The sequence below is a fragment of the Pseudoalteromonas luteoviolacea NCIMB 1944 genome, assembly GCF_001625565.1.
GTDB classification, from domain to species: Bacteria; Pseudomonadota; Gammaproteobacteria; order Enterobacterales; family Alteromonadaceae; genus Pseudoalteromonas; species Pseudoalteromonas luteoviolacea_F.
This window is the reverse complement of record NZ_AUXS01000015.1, coordinates 354064-374386: the sequence shown is the minus strand read 5'-3', so window position 1 is coordinate 374386 and position 20323 is coordinate 354064. Positions and strand designations below refer to the sequence as shown.

Sequence of the window (20323 nt, the reverse complement as noted above, 5' to 3'; positions counted from 1 at the left end):
AGAGTTCATGTCTCTCCTTCCGCACCATGTTCTTAAAGTTTGAAATAAAATATCTTTAACTACCTTTGTTGGAGTATCGCCAAGCGGTAAGGCAGCGGGTTTTGATCCCGCCATTCCCAGGTTCAAATCCTGGTACTCCAGCCATCTCTTTATGAGATAGAATATGCGGAAGTGGCGGAATTGGTAGACGCGCTGGATTTAGGTTCCAGTATCTTCGGATGTGAGAGTTCAAGTCTCTCCTTCCGCACCATGTTCTTAAAGTTTGAACTAAAATAACTTTGACTACCTTTGTTGGAGTATCGCCAAGCGGTAAGGCAGCGGGTTTTGATCCCGCCATTCCCAGGTTCAAATCCTGGTACTCCAGCCAATTATCTACTATAGATAATTATTAAACATTGCGGAAGTGGCGGAATTGGTAGACGCGCTGGATTTAGGTTCCAGTATCTTCGGATGTGAGAGTTCAAGTCTCTCCTTCCGCACCATGTTTAAATACTCTCTCAAAATACCTCATCAAAAAATACTTTCTTAATATTCCAACGACTTCTTTATTATATTTTTATTCATACTTAAATTCTTCATCGAAGACAATTTTACGCTTCATTTTGATATAAAAAAGGAAGCCTAATGCTCCCTTTTATCGCAGCCTTGTTTGGCACAGTTTAAAAACTGCCACCCATTGCATGTTTGAGGACTTCCCGCTTAATTGGCCCCGCTTTATTCGCCATTTTTAACGCAAGACTACGCAGCGACTTTAATGGCTTGATCTCATTTGAAAAGCCGAAATAGCAGGCATCCATCATGCTCATCATCAATAAATTATCTTTACGACGCATTTTTTCGTATTGATGCAATCTAGCAAGCTCACCAACATCGTCAAATCCCTGTAAACATCCGCCTAGCGCTGCCACATCTTTAAAGCCAAGGTTAACGCCCTGCCCCGCAAGTGGATTAATCGTATGGGCCGCATCTCCAACTAACACCAAACGCCCTTTGCTATATTGGTTGGCATGTTGGCGCGCAAGTGGAAATACAGCACTTCGTTCAACGGTAAAATCTCCCGGCAATTCAAAAAAGTGCTCCAGTATTTCTTGTTTTAACGCCTCATTAGATAAACCTTTTAAGCGTTTTAGTTCACTGCCATGGTGATACCAAATTAAATTGGCATAAGGTGCTTGCATAGGTAAAAATGCGATTGGACCTGTGGGTTTAAACTCTTGCCATGTTTTTACTTGTTGTGGGCCATCGAGCTTTATCAATATTCCCATACAGTGCTGCTGGTACTGCCATCCCGTCACACCGATACCCGCAAGGCTTCGCAGCGCAGATCGTCCGCCATCTGCAGCAATGATTAAATCTGCACTAAAGCGTTGCTCAGGATAAACCAAATCAATGCTGCTAATATGTTGTTCAATGGCAACTGGTGCATCTTTTACCGTCACCACCTTGATATTATTTTCTTCAAACTGTGCCCATAAAGAAGCTTGAATTATGCTGTTTTCAACCAAGTGGCCCAAATGAGATGTCGATACCTCTTCTCTGTCAAACAGCAGATGCTCACTACCATGCTCATACGCTTCTAATTGATGATAAGGCGCATTACGGCTAAGACGTATCAATGGCATGGCACCGAGTTTATCTAACAATGCTTCCGAAAAACGGTTGATCGCCGATACACGAATATCTACTTGCTCACCTTCGAGTATCGCTATCGGGTCTATGGGGTTATTTTCAATCACGGTGACCTGACATCCTTGACGGGCAAGCTCCACTGCCGCAGCTGCGCCAACCATGCCGCCACCGACTATCAACACGTTATTTTTCATAAATTTGCCTAAATTAGCTGGTGTATTTACATTGTATCTTAATTAGTGAGAAAAAGATCTCTTTGCATGATTGTAGTCGAATAATTACAGCCGTCCTTGATCCCTACTTTGAAAGATGAAATCTATACTTGGCTAGTGACTATAGGTCAGATAAAATACGCCTCTTTTTAAGCTATTTTAGTAAGTGTTTGCCAGTTGTAGGGGTATTTTATTAACTGGCAAGACGTTGTGCTGATCATCGAATTGAAAACGAGGCTTTATTTCAATGGGTAAAAAATTGCATATCAAAACCTGGGGCTGTCAAATGAATGAATATGACTCCCAGAAAATGGCGGATCTGCTTGATGCCACCAATGGCTATCAGCTGACAGAGGAAGCTGAACAGGCGGATGTGATCCTACTCAATACGTGTTCAATTCGAGAGAAGGCACAAGAGAAAGTATTTCATCAGCTGGGTCGCTGGAAGCTATTAAAAGAAGATAACCCAGATTTGGTTATCGGTGTGGGAGGCTGTGTTGCTTCTCAAGAAGGTGACACTATCCGTCAGCGTGCACCTTTTGTTGATATCGTATTCGGCCCTCAGACACTTCACCGCCTACCTGAAATGATTAAACAGGTTCAGAGCAAAGAAGGATCTGTCGTTGACATTTCTTTCCCTGAAATCGAAAAATTTGACCGTCTACCTGAACCGAAAGCTGAAGGCCCTAGTGCATTCGTATCGATCATGGAAGGCTGTTCTAAATACTGTACATTCTGCGTAGTTCCTTACACTCGTGGCGAAGAAGTAAGTCGTCCTCTTGACGATGTTATCTTAGAAGTTGCGCAGCTTGCGGAGCAAGGTGTGCGTGAAGTAAACCTATTGGGACAAAACGTAAATGCATTTCGCGGTGAGATGCATGACGGTGAAGTATGCTACTTCTCTGATCTATTGCGTTACGTCGCAGCCATTGATGGTATTGACCGTATTCGTTATACGACTTCTCACCCGGTTGAGTTTACGCCAGACATCATTGAAGCTTACAAAGATGTGCCAGAGCTAGTAGATCACCTGCATCTACCTGTACAAAGTGGTTCGGACCGCGTACTTAACCTAATGAAGCGAGGCCACACCGCCCTTGAGTACAAGTCGACTATCCGTAAACTGCGTAAGATCCGTCCAAACCTAAGTATGAGTTCAGATTTCATCATTGGTTTCCCTGGCGAAAGCAAAGCAGACTTTGAAGAAACAATGAACCTTATCAACGCGATTGGCTTTGATATGAGCTTCAGCTTCATTTACTCAGCGCGCCCAGGAACCCCTGCGGCAGACTTGCCTGATGATGTACCTGAGCAAGAAAAGAAAGAGCGTCTTTATCTTTTACAAAACCGTATCAACCAAATGGCACAAGATATCAGCCGTAAGATGTTTGATACTGAGCAACGTATTTTGGTTGAAGGCCCTTCGAAAAAGAACCCAATGGAACTACGCGGACGTACAGAGAACAACCGTGTTGTGAACTTTGAAGGCCCACATTCAGTGATCGGTCAATTCGTTGATGTACGTATTACAGAGGCGCTACCTAACTCGCTACGTGGCGAGTTAATACGTACTGAGTCCGAAATGGACTTGCGCCGTGATGTTGCACCGTCAGATATCTTAAGCAGAGCGCCTTCAGAACCTGAAGCCAATGAGATTGGTGTTGCAACCTTTACACCATAGAACATCTGTTTTGCGCCAGCACTTTGCTGGCGCATTCAATCTTAGGAAGTCATTTTGAGCAATCAAGTAAAGAATATTGAGTTTTATCTAGAACCTGCCGACAATAACCGCCTCTCTTCTCTTTGTGGTCCTTTTGACGATAATCTAAAACAAATTGAACGCCGTCTAGGTGTCGAAGTCGCGCATAGAGACAATTGGTTTAAAGTCACAGGCAATCAAGTCACAGCCAAAGCTGCTGTGGATATTATAAAGTCTCTGTATGTTGATACTCAGCCAGTAAAAGGCAAAGCCAAAGACATTGAGCCTGATAATGTGCATTTGGCAATTACCGAAGCAAATTGTCTGGAACAAGATGCACCTAACGTTTGGGAAAAAGAGGTGTTTATCAAAACTCGCCGTGGTGTCGTCAAACCGCGCAACCCAAACCAAAGTCAATACGTCGCCAATATCCTAACTCATGACATTAGCTTTGGCATCGGCCCTGCTGGTACCGGTAAAACCTACCTCGCAGTCGCTGCCGCTGTAGATGCGTTGGAAAGACAAGAAATAAGACGTATTCTTCTAACTCGACCAGCCGTCGAAGCTGGCGAGAAACTGGGCTTTTTGCCCGGTGACTTAACTCAGAAAATTGATCCCTACTTACGCCCTCTTTATGACGCCTTATTTGAGATGCTTGGTTTCGAAAAAGTTGAACGCTTAATTGAAAAAAATGTCATAGAAGTAGCACCACTTGCCTACATGCGCGGTAGAACATTGAACGATGCCTTTATCATCCTAGATGAGAGCCAAAATACCACAACTGAACAAATGAAAATGTTCTTAACACGTATCGGTTTTAATTCAAAAGCCGTTATTACTGGTGATATTACCCAAGTTGACTTGCCGAGGGGCGCGCGTTCAGGTCTACGCCATGCAATTGAAGTACTCAGCAATGTCGATGAAATTTCATTTAACTTCTTTAAATCACATGATGTAGTTCGTCATCCAGTTGTGGCACGAATTGTGGAAGCATATGAAGCCAAAGAGGAGCAAGAGCGTCAAGAAAAAGTCGCGAAGCAAAAAGCGAGACAACAAATTGCCGAACAACAAGGCCCAGAGTCATGAGTGTTGATGTAGATTTGCAGCTGGCCTGCGAGTTTGACAATCTGCCCAATGAGGAACAATTTAAAAATTGGGCCGAAAAAGCACTTCTGCCGTATAGAGAATACGCGGAAGTCACAATACGTATCGCAGACGAAGCAGAGAGCCAAGAGTTAAACAGCCAATACCGAGGTAAAGACAAGTCAACCAATGTTTTGTCTTTCCCATTTGAAGCACCACCAGGTATTGAATTACCCTTGGTCGGTGACTTAATTATCTGTCCTCAGGTGGTTTTTCGTGAGGCACAGGAGCAAGAGAAAACCTTCCATGATCATTTTGCACATATGGTCATACATGGGTGCTTGCATTTATTAGGCTTTGACCATATAAATGAACAAGACGCCATGGAAATGGAAAGTCTTGAAAAAGAATTCTTAGCCGATTTGGGCATAGCTGACCCTTATCGTGATGATATTAATTAATTGGAGTAAAGAACTACAATGAGCGACGATAACTCGCAAAGTAGCCAGGGTTCTTCTAGCAGAAACTGGCTGGGACGCATCACTCAGATGCTGCAAGGGGAACCCCAAAATAAAGAAGAGTTGGTAGAAGTCATTGCTGACGCTCAAGAACGAGCGCTTATCGACCCTGAGACCAAAGACATGATGGAAGGCGTATTGAGCGTTTCTGAGCTCAAAGTACGAGACATCATGATACCTCGATCTCAAATGATAACCCTCGATGTGGAGCAAGACTTAGAGTCGCAACTTCCTGCTATGGTTGAATCAAGTCACTCTCGCTTTCCTGTAGTATGCGAAGACAAAGACCATGTAGAAGGTATTTTGCTAGCAAAAGATTTATTGCCTTTGATTTTAAAGCGCAATGGTACGCTACCAGCCATCAAAGAGTATTTACGTCCGGCAATTGTAGTCCCTGAAAGTAAACGTGTAGACACTTTACTCAACGAATTTAGACAAAAACGCTACCATATGGCAATTGTCATTGATGAATATGGTGGTGTCTCAGGTCTTGTTACCATTGAAGATATTCTCGAAACCATTGTAGGTGAAATTGAGGATGAACATGATGACGAGGATGAGCAACAAGATATTCGCCAGCTCTCAAAACACGTATTTAATGTGCAAGCATTAACGCCTCTTGATGAGTTTAATGAATACTTTAAAACTGAATATGATACACAAGAAGCAGACACCATAGGTGGGATCATCTTACACGCATTTGGCCATATGCCGAGTAAAGGTGAAATCATTGATGTAGAACCACTGCAGTTTAAAGTAACAAACTCAGATAACCGCCGTATACTACAACTTCAGGTCACTGTTCCGAAAACAGAGCATGTTGAAGACACCGCTGAATAAGCTTATCTCACTCGTAAAAGATAAGTATGCATGGCTTGCGTTAAGCGCAGGCTGTGCCCTAACCTTTGCATATGCACCATTTGGCATTTGGCCATTAACCTTGCTGTGCCTCGCCATTGCCATTTACGTTACTGATCAACCAACCCCTAAAAAAGCGGCAAAATACGGCTTTCTTTTTGGTTTTGGGTGGTTTGCATTAGGTATTAGCTGGGTCCATGTATCTATCGCACAATTTGGCGGTTTGCCTATTTTTGCTTCTATTTTGGCAATGGCTTTACTGTGCGCCTATTTAGCAATTTATCCAGCTTTGGCATTTGCCTTTGCAGCCCGCTACGGCAAACAACATTGGCAAAAATTAGCGCTCCTCATCAGCGGATTTGCAATCACAGAGTATCTAAGAGGTAGCTTGTTGACCGGCTTTCCATGGCTTAGCTTTGGCTATACGCTTACAGACTCGCCGCTTAATACACTTGCTCCTTGGATAGGAGAATTTGGACTGACCTTAATATGTGTCGCATTGAGCTATGCGCTGTACTGGTTAGTACGTTATCAGCGCTACAAAGCCGCAGCCGCCACTCTACTTCCTATCGCATTACTGTATTTGTTTACAACACAAACCTTAGATACTCGTTATAGTGGTCAACAACTCAAAACCCTGTTGGTGCAAGGAAATATTGCCCAAAGCTTACGCTGGGAGCCCGAACAGTTTTGGCCTACCATGTCTAAATATCAAGATATGACTCGTCCAAATTGGACGGATGTTGACTTGGTTGTTTGGCCAGAAGCTGCTATCCCAGAAATAGAAGATTATGCTTTCGATTATCTGATTAATTTGGACAAAGCGGCTGCGTTTAATAATACCGCCTTAATTACAGGTATTCCTGATTATCAGTTTGCCACACGCAATGTATATAACACCCTCATTGTATTGGGCAAAGAACAAAGAGAAGATAGCGAAGGACAATATCGCTACCTTCATAGAAACCGTTATCAAAAACATCAATTGCTCCCCATTGGTGAGTTTGTCCCTTTCGAAGATTTGCTCAGACCACTGGCTCCTTTATTTGATTTGCCAATGTCCTCCTTCTCGCGTGGAGATGCAGTGCAGAATAATTTGATCGCAAATGGCATTCACGTTTTACCAGCCATTTGTTATGAAATTGCTTTTAGTGAGCTGGTGCGTGGCAACTATACCCATGATTCAGACATATTATTTACCGTCAGCAATGATGCGTGGTTTGGCGATTCTCATGGCCCACACCAACATATGCAAATTGCAAGAATGCGTGCACTGGAACTGCAAAGACCTCTTGTCAGGGTGACCAATAATGGTATCAGTGGCGTCTATGACCCAATCTCAAATCAGCAGATTACGATCCCGCAATTTACTAGCGATATACTCAGCACAGAATTAAAACTGATATCCGGCCATAGTTTTTTTAGTAAACACGGACATATGCCAGTATGGATATTTGTCGGTCTACTTTTACTCCTAGTAGGCGCAGTTAACAGCAAAAGTTATATCTCATCCAAAATGGAAAAGGCATTTTTTTAATGCCTTTTCCATTTGCCTCATTCTGGTGCAAGTTTAGAGACAAAGCCCCTAAATAGCGCAAAACTCCCTCCTGAAAAACCAGTAAGCACCTGAAAATATAGACTTTTAATTTTTGGCACTGTTCTTTCTTATACCTAGCTTTAATACGAAAGCAGGGAGTCAATCATGGACGCGTCCCAAATTAAGTACAACTGTGCTCTCAGGCATGCAGTGGACTTGGTTCATAAGCATGGTTTTAGTATCAGTGATACTGCTACATCATGTCAGATCTCTAAACAGGCTCTATACCGAGCCGTGCGTGCACATAACACCCCTCCGAATACACAGCTCGATAAACTAATTAAAAAGAAAGAAAAATTGCAACAGCAGCTGCGAGCGTTAGAAATTGAAATTAACCAACTTACTATCCAGAAATAAGATGATCACAACCAAACAATTACACTATATTGATGATAATACACAAAACCAACTCTCAATATTATTGCAGGCATGTATAGAAACAGGCGCTTCACTGGGCTTTTACCAATCTGCAGATAAACTCGCTTTGAGCGATTATTGGCAATCTGTCAGCACTGAAGTGAATGCTGGCGATCGACAACTTTATGCGCTTTATCATCATCAAGAATTAGTCGCCACTGTACAGCTCGCTCTGTGCTCTAAGCAAAATGGTCGCCACCGCGCTGAAGTAGCAAAGTTGCTCGTACACCCTCGTATGCAGCGCAAAGGGTTCGCAACCATATTGATGAAATATATGGAGCAGCAAGCCTCTCTCAACACACTTTCTTTACTCGTATTAGATACTCAAAGTGGCGACAAAGCTGAGCAGTTTTATCAAGCTATTGGTTATACCAAAGTCGGTCAGATCCCAAATTATGTTTCTGATATCAATGGCCAGCTTCATAGCACAAGCTATTACTATAAATACCTTGCAACCACAAACGTATCGCGCTTTGTAAATAAAATGCAAATGAAATAAGGTCGACACAATTTATTCATCATGGACGATTATTCTTTAATGGCCGCCTTTGGCAGTCAGTAAAATTAAGGAAGAAACAATGAAAACTCGCACTGCAAGCGCGCTGGTGAGTTTATGTATTTTGAGTGGTACATTTAAAACACATGCAAAAGTGTTCACCTGTTCTGGTATTGTCACAAACGTGATTTCTAAATATGATCAATTTGAGGTTCGATACAAAAGTGCTCAAACAGGTGAGCAAATGGCACCCATTTGGATTTATGAAACACACGCTTATTTACTCGGCCCTGTTTTAAAAGCCATAGAAGCTGGTAAAAAATTTAACACAGAATATATGCTGGTTTTAGAAAATAGAGCGAGTGACGATATACTTTGTATGGCAGGTCATGCGCTCATTGCAATTACTAAAAAATAAAGTGCATCAAATGGGCTCGCATAATACTAAGTACTTTTAGTGCACAGATTGCACTGTGCGGCTTTTTTGGCGTATTTTCTAATTATTTATGCAATTTTACAACTTGACTGTGCTAGCTAACAAGGTTGATAGTTACGCGTCGTACATCAGCTTACTGCTCACAATAGCAATAAAAACCCCGACAATATAAAATACGTCTATGACACTTACTTGCCATTGCAAGACTATTTCTATCTCACCAGCTTTCTCTTTCTTTTTTATCTTTCTCCAAAAGTGATAACCAGCCAACACATTCAATAGAAAGAATACTAAATAATCAAATAAACGGTTCGATGTGTTTGATATTGAATGATAGACTCTGAGAATAAAAAAGGAGCATACAACATTATAAATGCAGTTTAATATTGAAAATAAAATAAAAAATATCGTTACATAATATCCCACTTTATGCTCAATTGGGACAAACACCAGCAAGAGTAAAAAAGCCAACACTGAAATAGGCAGAATGTACAACGACGCGACGACCGACTTGGAAACTTTTATTTTTGGAAGCATCTCTAATCTTCTCTCAACTGATAAACTCATACCAACCGATATTAGCTCAGTCACAAGTAATTGGACAGATAAGTCCCAAGGCAGCCAAAATGCTCATTACAGCTGCCTTCTCACAACTTATTACAATACAACCGATTGCGAATATCAGCGAGAAATTAACTACAACACCTAACTTTTATTGCGGCACTGATTGTCAGTGGCTGATATAAAAGGTCGTAGAAACCATGTTTAAACCCTGTTACTTCCCACCAGCTAAATCTATAAATGTGCCAGTCGCATAGGAAGCGTCATCGCTTAATAACCACACTACAGCGTTTGCGACTTCTTGTGCCGTACCACCGCGCTGTAGTGGTAATAGCTCAGCAACTCTATCTACCCTGTCAGGCTCACCACCATCAGCATGGATATCAGTATAGATACAACCGGGACGTACACAGTTCACACGAATGCCCTCTGGGGCAAGCTCTAACGACAAACCTTTGGTAAAGCTGTCTATTGCCCCTTTTGCAGCAGCATAGTCAACGTATTCATTTGCCCCACCGAGATAAGACGCCGCAGAAGAGACATTCACAATTGCACACCTGTTTACTTGTTTAGATTGGCGTATATGCTTTATCGCCTCACGCGCACAAATAAAATATGGTGTGACATTTTGCGTCAACATCCAATTAATGCGCTCTGCGCTCATTTCTTCTACGCACATTTGTGTTTGTAATACCCCCGCGTTATTTACGAGATGTGTTACCAGTCCCAAACGCTTTTGAATCGATTTGAACATATCAACGACTTGCTGCTCATCACTCACATCTGCCTGAAAAAGCGCGGCTTTGCCACCAGCAGACTGGATTTCATTTTGCACCTGCTCGGCGGCTTGGTGATTTGATTTATAGTTAATGGCAACGACGTACCCTTTCGCCGCCAAACTTTTTGCACTCGCAGCGCCAATACCGCGACTCCCCCCGGTGATCAATACAACTTTCATTTGCTCTCCTTAAGTAAAAAAAGGCTGCGCCCCTCATTAATTACCTAATCTATAAACTAACCAAACAACCTGAGTCAATAAAATTGCGTCAACTCAAAGGGTTCTGTCCATTCACTAAGTAGATCTATGATCATAGTTTTTGCCCGTATTCCTCTCCTTTGCTCACAAAAAAGCACGGCTTACATGCCGTGCTTTCTTTGCTCTTGTTATGCCGCATTAAAGCCTAAGTAAAACTGGATATTTAAAAAGTGGAAAAAGCGCTTAATTTAAGTGATTAACTTGTGTCTGTTTTACGTTAATTCTTCCTTTCATCGCTCCATATCTTTATGTTTTCCATTGCACGTTCAACATCATCCATATCATCTTCACCCAAGGACAAATCAAACTTTTCTTTAATCATACGTCTTATAGTCGCTAGCCTTTGAGTTACTTTCCATTCATCAATAAATTTCGTAGTCGTTAGGCAATATTCAATATCATCATACTCTTCGTATTTTGATCCTATTTTATGAAGCGATAGCATAATTGTGTTAACTTCCTTCAATATTTCAATAGCCTCAGATCCAGTGAGGCAAATTTGATTATTTTCATCCTTCACATTTATTTCCTATTTACAAATTCTAGGTTTTGTAATTTATAATTACCTTTAATAGTTAGTTACGGTATCCCATAACTCGAGGTTTTCACCCACTCAAGAAGAACAGTCGGGGCATCTGTTTCTATAAAGTGCGACATTTTCCATCTTTTATTTGATACTTGTCTTCAGCACTAATCATGTTTAATGCCCCCTTCTTAGCTGGCTCTAAATATACTATACTATTACTTCCCTTGATAATATAACCCTCTATTATACCTTCCAAGCCTTTCTTGTTTGTATAATATCCAACCCTAGTATTTTTATCTTTATAAACCTTTCCGTCAGCTTCTGACCAGAGCAACTTTTCGATGAGATCATTTTTTCAATGACATATATGAACACTCCACTTATGTCATGTATGTATTTTTGAGTAGACCTATCATCACAGTTTTTGCCTGTATTCCTCTCCTTTGTTCACAAAAAAGCACGGCTTACATGCCGTGCTTTTCGATGATAATAGAAGGTCAACAACAAATTTAGTAGTGCTTTCTTTGCTCTTGTTATGCCTTTTTAAACATCTTTAAAAACTGGATGTTTAAACAGTCTTTTAAGCGCGTAATTTAAGCAATAAATTTGTGCCTGTTCTATGTTATGTTTGTAAAATTAGAATTCACGTCGTTTAAAAACTACAACAATGTTGTCATCTGGCCACGATAAATCAGCATCAGTTATCTTTATTATAAAATCATAATCAATAGGTGATTCCTGAAGTGCTTCAAACTCGCTTTTTAAATCTTCAATTTCTTCCAAATCATCTTCGTCTTCAGACTCTAACATGATAGTGACAATTATACTCTCACCATCTTGTTGAAGATAAATCATTCGAAAATTTGCTGATATCACACCTAGTAAGGCTTGCATCAATATAAGGGATTGTTTTTGCATGAAGCTTAACATTATTTTGGACTCCAATTTGGATTCATAGGCACTATACTTGGTGATTTAGTACCTTTTACCATAAAGATATTTATTTCTTACTTACAATTATCCGACCGCCATATTAATTTACCCAGCTCATAAAGCAAACAAAAAGCCTTAATACTCAAATACTTACCATCATTCATCAAGTGGGGATATAGTCACAGTTTTTGCCCGAGCACATCTCCTTTGCTCACAAAAAATCACAGCATATACACTATACTTTTCTTGATCTCGCCACTCCTTTCTAAACCCTATTAAAACTGAGTTTTAAAACCAAACTTTAAAATACCGGTAAAAGCGTTTAGCTTAAGAAATCAATTTATGCTTATCCTAAATAGGTTATTTTTTCTCTGGTTTGTTATATGGAAGTTTCCTTCCTAATTCCTTCATTGTTAATTCATACACTTCCAATACCTCTTTGATTGTGTCATTTAAAAATTCTGCGTTATCATAATCTTGCTCACACTCTGAAATTTCACTTATGACTTTTAATAGATACTCTGATTTACTATACAAACTGTATAGTGTATCGCCTTGTATAACTACTCCAGGAAACTCTCTTCCTTCAACTTGAACAATAGAACTATTAATAACATTTTTAATACATTTAACTTCGATCATTCTCCCCTCCCTTTAGCTACAATTTTTCGATGAAATATATAAACACTCCATATATGCCATGTATGTTTATTTTATTTATTTTCATACTCTATCTAACCCCCTTGATCAGCCACATTATTTATCAACGTTGAACAGTTCTTCATGAGCGTTAAAGTTTTGATGGATAACATTTAGGTAAAAATCAGCTGAGCCTGTACAAAACCTAAATATAGGATAGTTCAATTGCTCATAGATTTTGGATTCTTTTTTAAACAAAAGCTCTTCAGTTATATCATTTAAAGATGAAATCTCATCATGCATAAAATCTATGCACAACCAAGGTGGTTCTTCTGTAAAATCTGGCTTAAATTCACAATAAAGTATCCCTTTCAATGACACATTTACAACCTTAAAATTGGGCCAGTAGAATTTTAGTTCAATTTCATCTAAATCAATATCAATCTTAATACTCTCAAGCCTGCTATTAACGAATTCATTACTATTTAGTAAGTTCATTTGATTAGTACTCAAAAATTATCAGCTCTTCAGTATCATGCTTACATTTCAAAGAGCTTTCAATGAAATATATGTCATGTAATTTTTGTTTAATCTTTTAATATTTGAGACTCTAAACGCTCCCACTTATATGGGTCTACTGTCATAACTTGACCAATTTTTCCAATAGCATCTAATTGCTCTCTTGAAATTGGCTTTTTCATTTCAAAAAAGATAGCGCAAATAGTTTCTAGTGCTAGTTTGTTTTCATTAACTTGTATGAAATCCCATACATCATCTAATTCGTCCTCCGAAAAACTAGTCTGAAACATCTCCAATAACAATGTCATTTTTCCTATCATAATTCACTCCAAATATATAGATTATTTGTTTTGTTCTCTGGGAGATACACTAGACATTTTATTATCATAAAAACTTTTCAACACCCCCATTTATACCTCATTAGGGGCGCTGAATAACAGCTAAGCCCAGACATATGTCAGAGCAACGCTTTATTGCATATGGTCAATCATCGAATGTGGCTGGTAGGTATTAAAATAAAAGATAACGAGCAGTAATAGCTGATCCGATAGAATTACTTAACTAGACATAAATGGGGTGTCCATATATGCCATCTATTTTCAATCCGTTTCATTAATATTTGTGGGCAAAGGAAAAGCCCCGAAGGGCTTTAGTTAAGACTCAATCAATGGAATCATATCTTGAAGATATTCTTTCCATAGCACAATTAACTTCTCTTCAAATGTCATTGACATTAAATCACTACGTTCGCGTATATCATTTGAATTATTGTATTTAATTAAATGCCTGATTTCATCTGGATAGCCAAAATCTTCATACAGACCTTCTACAATATCAAGAGGTGCTTCGAATTGGTTCAAGTTTTCATATAACCAGCTCAGTATAATTCGAAGCCAAACAAGCTTAACTTCGTCGAAGGGAACTTGTGATTCTGATTTTACTAACTTTTTTAAAACATCCTTAATTTCACTATATTCTTCAGAAAAAAGCCCTGCTAACTCAAGTTCATCGTTATTTTCACTACCGCTTTGAACACGTCTAATAGCCAGTTCAATTGCATCATCATACGTGATCCAACCTTCACTTATTCCCAGTTCAACTTCAATCCAAAGTAGCTTTCGTCTTTTCAAAATAAAAGACAATGGTATTTTTCTTTGGTGACTCATTATTGATTCCTAGCTAGTTTGCCTTACCAGTAACGCCTTGACCGGCTTTAAAGCGTTGATGTGTTAACCCCTTTTTGGGGTCGACAATATATTCAAAAACACCACTTTGTCCATTTAATTCTCCTTTAACCTGAGACAGATTCCGATAAGTGCCATCTCCTCCTTGAATTGTAAAATGCCTACCTTTAGATATGCTATCTTGCATCCATATTGCTGCATTATGGTCTGCATCAAACTTTTTTCCGAAGGTTCTTGGTGAGAAGACCCCAGATCCTTTTAAGCCACTTCCACTGGCAGAAGAGCCTTTTACTTCAAGTTGAGCATAATCAGCTTTAAGTTTTTCAAACTGAACTATATCTTCAGCTCCACTCTTCCCAGACCCATCACTACTTTTAGCAGTTCCCTTGTCTTTTTTTCCTTGGCTGATATCAAGCAGTCGCTTGTTAGACTTTTCTTGCATCTTACGGAGGCTTTTGATCCCTTGATGCGCTTGAACCACTGTGTCTTTTAATCGACCTTCAGGCAATAACTTAGCAATACCACCTGTTATTTGCTCTGCAAGAACATTGCCTTCATAAGAAACCTTGGATGGCCTTCTCAGTAGATTGGGGCGGCCACTAACTCGTCCATCGGCATCGATAAACGATTGAGGGTTATTCTGCGCATAGCTATATGTTGAAAATAACTGAGGTTGAGCAAACCGATTTGGCAGTGCAAAAACCGGATCTGGCGAGATAAATTGACCATGGACACTGCTGAGGTAACGCTGCTCAAAGTAACCAAGACCTGATATTTCATCAAACTCTTTGCCGGTAAAACGATATGGTGTGATGGCGTCATTGCCTAAGCTAAGCGTTTGATTACCATATGGGTCATAGTTGATGGCACTGGTCACTCGACCGCTGGTATCAAGACTCAACTCAGTTGATGCGAGGTGATTGGTCAGGTAGTACTGTTCACTTTGGTATACGCCAGATGACTGACGTGATAAAGCTATACGTTTACCGTTGAGCGTCACGTACTTGTATAACTGACCATGCCTAAACTCGATGTCTCTGTCGATATAAACAACGGTATTCGTTAGACCATCAACCGCTTTACTGTACTTAAATAAACGCATGTTGGCATGATCATAGCCAAATTCTAAATTACCTTTGTCTGCACTGACAGATGTTAGGCGGTTTTCTCTGTCCCACGTATAGCGCGTTGCGCCATCGGTTAATCGATTACCTACAGGATCGTAGCTCAGTGATGAGGCCTTCCCATGCACGGTGAGATGAGTAAGGGCATTGGGGCCACCCGCTTCAGTTGCAGCACGACCATTACGATGCCATGCCGTTTGCGCATGTGTTCCGCCGCCATACATATAAGTGGTTTGCTCACCACCTTGCATTAAACCAATCAAGCTTTTTGCTGATTGTATAGACTGTGTACTTGCACTGACTCTATTACCAATCAAGTCATAGCGATAGTCGTAACTAACACCACCTACTTGGCCGTTTATCAAACGATACCAATCATCATAAATAAAGTTGGCAGAGGTATTGAGGCCGCTCATCATGGTTGACGATACACCTAGATGTTCAGCAATTTTAGCCAATGATTGGCTGTCTCTGAGGTCATCAATTTGCGTTATATTGCCGGCACTATCGTGGTGATAACCCATTTTTTGATAGGTTAAGCCATCTTTTTCGCTTTGCAGTTGAGTCAAACGCAAGGCATCATCATACTGGTATGTGCCAAGTACGCCGTTATTCAATTGGTATTGTTGTGGCATACCAGCAGCGTTGTATTCAATGCTACCGGCAACACCAGATACAGACTGAATCAAACTACGTACATTGTACTGATAGGTAAGTCGCGTGTTATCTGGGTAGGTAAAAGCACTTAAACGATTGGCGGCGTCATATTCATAACCCATTTGATACTGGCTAACTTGTCCAGATGGTAACTTAATGGACTTGTTCAGCTGCGCCACTTGACCACGCGCGGTGTAACTGTGTGTTTGGCTACCAAAGGGGTGGATAATCGACTTCAAACGGCCAGAAGATGCCTCTGTACTGCCATAATACGCATACTGCGTATGTGCCGAGAGCTTGCTAAAGTCAATACTTGGCGCCCAGTCACTTGCGTGCGGTAAAGCCTGCTTAGCTAAATGATAGCTTGCCACCTGACGACCAAGACCATCCACTTGATACGCAACTGGTAAGCCTCGGGCATCGAGTGTCGCCAGTAGCGTATCGGCTTGATATGCATACCACTTTTGACCTCGGTTCGGGTCGTTCACATAGGTTAAGCGTCCTGCTTGGTCATAGACCATTGAACGCACATTGTTTTGTGGGTCGATATACTGAGTTAAATTACCTTGCAAGTCATAGTTATAGCGAGTCTGCCATGAATTTAATGACGATAATTGACCATCTGCTGATACGGCGACCGTTTCATCTACTTGACGTAATCGCCCCAGCTGACCATCGAATGCATCAAAGGTTAAACGTGTTGCAGCGCCAAAATGAGCACTGGTTGGGTCTGTTTGTTGTGCATCAAGGTGTAGTTCGGAAAAAGGGGTGTACGTAACGGTTGCATACGCATTCACGCCTTGGCCATTTTTAAAGTTGTGTGTGAGTTTGATCACTCGGCCTAGTGCATCGTAATGGAACTGCTCATTGGCAGATGTAGACTCGAGTTGATAGTCATACCCTGTTGCAAAATAAGGGAGGTAGTTCGCTACAATTGAGCCTCGCCCGTTGTATTGAACGCGATCACTGACAACAACTTGTCCGCTGCGCTCACTGTCAGAACGTACCATCAATCGACGGCTATAACCGTCTAAATAAGTATAGCTGTTATGATATTGTGTACTACCCGCTTTATGCCTTGCATGTACCCAATTATGTGCTCCACTACCGATGTGATAACTAAATTCAGAAGAGGGTGATAGCGTGCTGTCTCCGGGTTTAATGACTTTGGTTAAACGCCCCAATGCATCATATTCGAATACTGAGCGCTGCTTATCATAATGTTGATACCCTGTAATGACCCCTAATGATAAGTCATATTCTGCAGTTGCTGTTAACGTATCTGTGCCTGTATTTAGGCCAATTTGAGTCACATAGGTGTTTAAACTGGCATCATAACTGAGTTTAGTTTCATGTCCCGGCTGTCGTCCCCATAAAGGGCCATATACATTGCTCACTTGACCATATTGATTATGCTTTTGTCTAACCGTGTCGATATAGCCATTCGGGCTTTGAGTATTAAACCATTGACGAGCTTGAGTCATTAGTCCACGAGACAATGCCCCCTGTTGCGCCGAAAAGCTTTCATCGTCATAAAACCACTGCTGTTTAGAGACCACATTACCAACGGCGTCCGTGATCACTGTCTGGGTCGGTAAATTCACCATTCCCTTGTGAACAGCGGCACCAAGTTGTGCACTGTACTCATTGTAAATAATGCGTGCATCTTGCCACTGTCCGTCTTGACGACCAGACTGCTCGATATAAATGACGTTACCAAATGCGTCATAATCGAACTTTTCACTCACAGTAACGGCGGCACCACTGCCTTTTTCTTGGCGAGTCTGAGTCGACGCTACCATAGCTGCAAACTGCACTGAGCGCTCATCACCTGCACCACCTTGATGCCAAGTTCGAGGTTCAAAAGTAAAATGCTGGCTATCAAATACTCCATGCTTATCTTGTCGAACAAGCTCTGTCATATTGCCCGACAGCACTTCATGGACATCCCCGACGTTAAATCGAGCAATGCTCTCTTGTGCTGTTTGGTTGGTACTTTCAGGCAACGTTGTCGTGATTTGTTTAAAGCCTCTAAAGGCTTTGTCTGGTGCATAATAATAACTATCTTGATAGTTAAACACCTGCTGGGATACGGTTCCAGAGACACTGTCGCGAGTTGAAATGGCCGACACCACTGGCATTGAAATAGGGCTGCTACTCTGCCATGCTTTCCCCGCCTGTTTCGCCTGATACATATACTGTGCGATTGATTGATACTGTAACTCAGTGGTCAACCCCATACCGTTGTCCACTTTGGTCAAGATATTGGCTGGTTGCTCGGAAAAAAGGTCAACAAAGTAAACCGTATTAACGGCCCCTGAACTTAACTGCCAAACAATGTCGGTGCTGCCATTGCCATTCATATCAGCTAAATCTACGCTAATGTTTCTTGCCGTTGTGGGCGAGTCAACATCATAACTATTTGTAAATGCAGCTGAGCTGGCATTTTGCGTGCTAATGCCTTTATTAAGCCAAATACTTGCACGCATACCCGCAGCATGAACCAAATCGGCTTTGCCATCGGCATTCATATCAATGAGTTGAACATTATCTAAATTGAAAAGCCTTGGTGAGTTGGTGAATGCCACAGGCTCCCCAAAACCACCGAGTCCTCGGTTAGGAAAGTAACGTACGCCTGCATTAACGATTGCCACTAAATCAGGTAAGCCATCTCCATTCATATCAGCGAAGCGGATGTTGTTATCCCCAAACTCATACCCACTTGCATGCGAATGCAATGGCAGTGTCTTCGGCTCACTCCAGCCGTCCTCTAGGTTGAGCTGTGCAATATGACTCAACACGCGTCCCCGACTTGAATGGGCATATAAGACATCGGTACGCTTATCATTATTGATATCAATCAGAATGGTATTGCTATTATTTAGCTGATAATACAGACCATTTAGGCTGAACGATGTCTGCCAATTATTCGCTTCATCCAGCTCTTGAACTAACGTATCGCGCTGTCGACCGATCAATAAGTCCGTTTTACCGTCTCCATTCATATCGGCTAAATGAACACTGTCATCTGTCAGTCGATAACCCGATGTGATAGTCATATTTTTATAATTATCCCATACAGGTTTACCAGTTTGATCTGTTCCCTGATTTATCCAATATGCGTGGCGTCTCACTCCGGTGTTAATTACATCAACCAGGCCATCACTATTAAGGTCAACAAAACCCGCATTGTCATTCCAAAACGGAAGTGATTTTGCACTCTCCAGAGACTGTACTTGATAACTGCCTGGGTACTCACCGTATTCAAAGCTGATGGTCGGTTGACTCAACTGCCTGTCACCAGAGAGCGTCGTAAACGATTTCAACCGTGACTGCGGGTGCCAATCGGTGCTCGGGTGATAATTGAGCTCATAATGAGAAACTGCACTACTTTGTACCTGTGTAGAGATGCGCTTGAGCCGGTAATTCATGATAAGCGCAAACCCAGGTTTATAATTAACCACCGCATCTTCACGGCGCTCATAATCCAGTGATACCTGTACTTCATTTGCGCTATAACGAAGTCGCGTAGGATAAACCGTTGCGCTGCTATCTAAACTTTGATAATCAATGTCAATCGTATTACCAGAGGTGTCAGAAATTTTATCCAAATGCCACGCAAATGTTTTTCCATCGCCCTGTGTACGTGACTGCACTGATGTACCAAATTGCCACTGGCTGCCATCCGGTAAAGTTACTCGCCAACCGTCATTGGTCAATTCATATATTGAAGGGTCGCCAGATAGCTTTGCTTGATAGCGCTGTTCGCCTAAGTGCACCAGTTCTGAACCATCAGATAATACAAAGCGACTACTTGAAGCTTGATAGTCAGGCAGCCCTTTATCTGTTTGGTGTCTGATGGACGGAATTGACAACTGGTGACCGATGCCCACCAAACCATTACCAAATCCGGCGTTGTAATCGATACTTAATTCAGGGGTTAACCCACCTCGGCCAGTAGGCAATCCAATGGGTAAATTAAAGCCGCCACTGCCTTGATTGCCCGAGATAGAATAGAGCTCTCCAAGGCCAAATTGCTTACCCGGCCCCTGAGGTAAATTGATATGTGTTTGCTGTATTGCGCTGTTATCTATGGCCCATGCCGAAAAACATGTGCTCACTAACGACAAACTCGCAAATGCCAGCTTGTTAAAGCGTTTCATAAAAAGTTCCTGTTTTTAAGAAAAATGGCCGCATAA

At 41.3% G+C, this 20323-nt stretch carries 17 protein-coding genes and 4 tRNA genes; 12 read left to right on the top strand and 9 right to left on the bottom strand.

Annotated elements, in window-relative coordinates; all coding sequences use genetic code 11:
- The first annotated feature begins 69 nt into the window (after nucleotides 1-69).
- From N483_RS04955 to N483_RS04940, 4 genes are all read left to right on the top strand, one after another.
- Nucleotides 70-144 (top strand) — tRNA-Gln (locus N483_RS04955).
- A 21-nt stretch (nucleotides 145-165) separates the two neighbouring features.
- Nucleotides 166-250: transfer RNA gene (locus N483_RS04950), tRNA-Leu, on the top strand.
- Between the two features lie 42 nt (nucleotides 251-292).
- Nucleotides 293-367: transfer RNA gene (locus N483_RS04945), tRNA-Gln, on the top strand.
- Between the two features lie 30 nt (nucleotides 368-397).
- A tRNA-Leu gene (locus N483_RS04940) sits at nucleotides 398-482 on the top strand.
- Between the two features lie 177 nt (nucleotides 483-659).
- Here the strand turns inward: N483_RS04940 and N483_RS04935 are convergent.
- On the bottom strand, nucleotides 660-1823 hold the full coding sequence (locus N483_RS04935) for an FAD-dependent oxidoreductase (RefSeq protein WP_023398938.1): 1164 nt from the start codon (nucleotides 1821-1823) through the stop codon (nucleotides 660-662).
- 265 nt (nucleotides 1824-2088) lie between these two features.
- On the opposite strand from N483_RS04935, the gene miaB reads away from it, so the two are divergent.
- The 8 genes from miaB (at nucleotide 2089) to N483_RS04895 (ending at nucleotide 8927) form a co-directional block, all read left to right on the top strand.
- Nucleotides 2089-3522 carry a tRNA (N6-isopentenyl adenosine(37)-C2)-methylthiotransferase MiaB gene (miaB, locus tag N483_RS04930; protein WP_023398937.1) on the top strand — a complete coding sequence of 478 codons (1434 nt, stop codon included), beginning with the start codon at nucleotides 2089-2091 and terminating at the stop codon, nucleotides 3520-3522.
- A 54-nt stretch (nucleotides 3523-3576) separates the two neighbouring features.
- Entirely contained in the window at nucleotides 3577-4626 is a 1050-nt protein-coding gene (locus N483_RS04925) for a PhoH family protein (RefSeq protein WP_023398936.1), read from the top strand.
- Nucleotides 4623-5084 carry an rRNA maturation RNase YbeY gene (gene ybeY / locus N483_RS04920; RefSeq protein WP_023398935.1) on the top strand — a complete coding sequence of 154 codons (462 nt, stop codon included), beginning with the start codon at nucleotides 4623-4625 and terminating at the stop codon, nucleotides 5082-5084. The genes N483_RS04925 and ybeY overlap by 4 nt, the downstream gene beginning before the upstream one ends.
- An 18-nt stretch (nucleotides 5085-5102) precedes the next feature.
- Entirely contained in the window at nucleotides 5103-5981 is an 879-nt protein-coding gene (gene corC / locus N483_RS04915) for a CNNM family magnesium/cobalt transport protein CorC (RefSeq protein ID WP_023398934.1), read from the top strand.
- Complete coding sequence (lnt, locus tag N483_RS04910) at nucleotides 5959-7536, top strand: apolipoprotein N-acyltransferase (RefSeq protein ID WP_023398933.1); 1578 nt, start codon at nucleotides 5959-5961, stop codon at nucleotides 7534-7536. The genes corC and lnt overlap by 23 nt, the downstream gene beginning before the upstream one ends.
- A gap of 165 nt (nucleotides 7537-7701) precedes the next feature.
- Nucleotides 7702-7953: a hypothetical protein gene (locus N483_RS04905; RefSeq protein WP_023398932.1), complete on the top strand. Its 252-nt coding sequence runs from the start codon at nucleotides 7702-7704 to the stop codon at nucleotides 7951-7953.
- 1 nt (nucleotide 7954) lies between these two features.
- Nucleotides 7955-8512 carry a GNAT family N-acetyltransferase gene (locus N483_RS04900; protein ID WP_052027371.1) on the top strand — a complete coding sequence of 186 codons (558 nt, stop codon included), beginning with the start codon at nucleotides 7955-7957 and terminating at the stop codon, nucleotides 8510-8512.
- A gap of 79 nt (nucleotides 8513-8591) precedes the next feature.
- Nucleotides 8592-8927 carry a hypothetical protein gene (locus N483_RS04895; RefSeq protein WP_023398930.1) on the top strand — a complete coding sequence of 112 codons (336 nt, stop codon included), beginning with the start codon at nucleotides 8592-8594 and terminating at the stop codon, nucleotides 8925-8927.
- 793 nt (nucleotides 8928-9720) lie between these two features.
- Here the strand turns inward: N483_RS04895 and N483_RS04885 are convergent.
- From N483_RS04885 to N483_RS04845, 8 genes are all read right to left on the bottom strand, one after another.
- Nucleotides 9721-10464, bottom strand: coding sequence for an SDR family oxidoreductase (locus N483_RS04885; RefSeq protein WP_023398928.1), 744 nt, complete (start codon nucleotides 10462-10464; stop codon nucleotides 9721-9723).
- Nucleotides 10465-10759: 295 nt separating this feature from the next.
- Entirely contained in the window at nucleotides 10760-11062 is a 303-nt protein-coding gene (locus N483_RS04880; protein WP_023398927.1) for a hypothetical protein, read from the bottom strand.
- 642 nt (nucleotides 11063-11704) lie between these two features.
- Nucleotides 11705-11986: a hypothetical protein gene (locus tag N483_RS04870; protein ID WP_155250750.1), complete on the bottom strand. Its 282-nt coding sequence runs from the start codon at nucleotides 11984-11986 to the stop codon at nucleotides 11705-11707.
- A gap of 375 nt (nucleotides 11987-12361) precedes the next feature.
- Nucleotides 12362-12643 (bottom strand): DUF6959 family protein, encoded by a 282-nt coding sequence (locus N483_RS04865; protein WP_023398925.1) that lies wholly within the window; start codon nucleotides 12641-12643, stop codon nucleotides 12362-12364.
- A gap of 114 nt (nucleotides 12644-12757) precedes the next feature.
- Complete coding sequence (locus N483_RS04860) at nucleotides 12758-13138, bottom strand: hypothetical protein (RefSeq protein ID WP_023398924.1); 381 nt, start codon at nucleotides 13136-13138, stop codon at nucleotides 12758-12760.
- Between the two features lie 89 nt (nucleotides 13139-13227).
- Entirely contained in the window at nucleotides 13228-13479 is a 252-nt protein-coding gene (locus N483_RS04855; protein ID WP_023398923.1) for a MafI family immunity protein, read from the bottom strand.
- A 333-nt stretch (nucleotides 13480-13812) separates the two neighbouring features.
- Entirely contained in the window at nucleotides 13813-14325 is a 513-nt protein-coding gene (locus tag N483_RS04850; RefSeq protein ID WP_023398922.1) for a DUF2247 family protein, read from the bottom strand.
- Between the two features lie 13 nt (nucleotides 14326-14338).
- The gene (locus N483_RS04845; RefSeq protein ID WP_023398921.1) at nucleotides 14339-20287 is read right to left on the bottom strand and encodes a toxin TcdB middle/N-terminal domain-containing protein; all 5949 of its coding nucleotides are present in this window, start codon (nucleotides 20285-20287) and stop codon (nucleotides 14339-14341) included.
- Nucleotides 20288-20323 lie beyond the last annotated feature (36 nt).

Coding starts and splice junctions, on each gene's coding strand:
- N483_RS04935 (WP_023398938.1), bottom strand. CDS start 1,823: ATGAAAAATAACGTGTTGATAGTCGGTGGCGGCATGGTTGGCGCAGCT.
- miaB (WP_023398937.1), top strand. CDS start 2,089: ATGGGTAAAAAATTGCATATCAAAACCTGGGGCTGTCAAATGAATGAA.
- ybeY (WP_023398935.1), top strand. CDS start 4,623: ATGAGTGTTGATGTAGATTTGCAGCTGGCCTGCGAGTTTGACAATCTG.
- corC (WP_023398934.1), top strand. CDS start 5,103: ATGAGCGACGATAACTCGCAAAGTAGCCAGGGTTCTTCTAGCAGAAAC.
- lnt (WP_023398933.1), top strand. CDS start 5,959: ATGTTGAAGACACCGCTGAATAAGCTTATCTCACTCGTAAAAGATAAG.
- N483_RS04905 (WP_023398932.1), top strand. CDS start 7,702: ATGGACGCGTCCCAAATTAAGTACAACTGTGCTCTCAGGCATGCAGTG.
- N483_RS04900 (WP_052027371.1), top strand. CDS start 7,955: ATGATCACAACCAAACAATTACACTATATTGATGATAATACACAAAAC.
- N483_RS04895 (WP_023398930.1), top strand. CDS start 8,592: ATGAAAACTCGCACTGCAAGCGCGCTGGTGAGTTTATGTATTTTGAGT.
- N483_RS04885 (WP_023398928.1), bottom strand. CDS start 10,464: ATGAAAGTTGTATTGATCACCGGGGGGAGTCGCGGTATTGGCGCTGCG.
- N483_RS04870 (WP_155250750.1), bottom strand. CDS start 11,986: ATGCAAAAACAATCCCTTATATTGATGCAAGCCTTACTAGGTGTGATA.
- N483_RS04865 (WP_023398925.1), bottom strand. CDS start 12,643: ATGATCGAAGTTAAATGTATTAAAAATGTTATTAATAGTTCTATTGTT.
- N483_RS04860 (WP_023398924.1), bottom strand. CDS start 13,138: ATGAACTTACTAAATAGTAATGAATTCGTTAATAGCAGGCTTGAGAGT.
- N483_RS04855 (WP_023398923.1), bottom strand. CDS start 13,479: ATGATAGGAAAAATGACATTGTTATTGGAGATGTTTCAGACTAGTTTT.
- N483_RS04850 (WP_023398922.1), bottom strand. CDS start 14,325: ATGAGTCACCAAAGAAAAATACCATTGTCTTTTATTTTGAAAAGACGA.
- N483_RS04845 (WP_023398921.1), bottom strand. CDS start 20,287: ATGAAACGCTTTAACAAGCTGGCATTTGCGAGTTTGTCGTTAGTGAGC.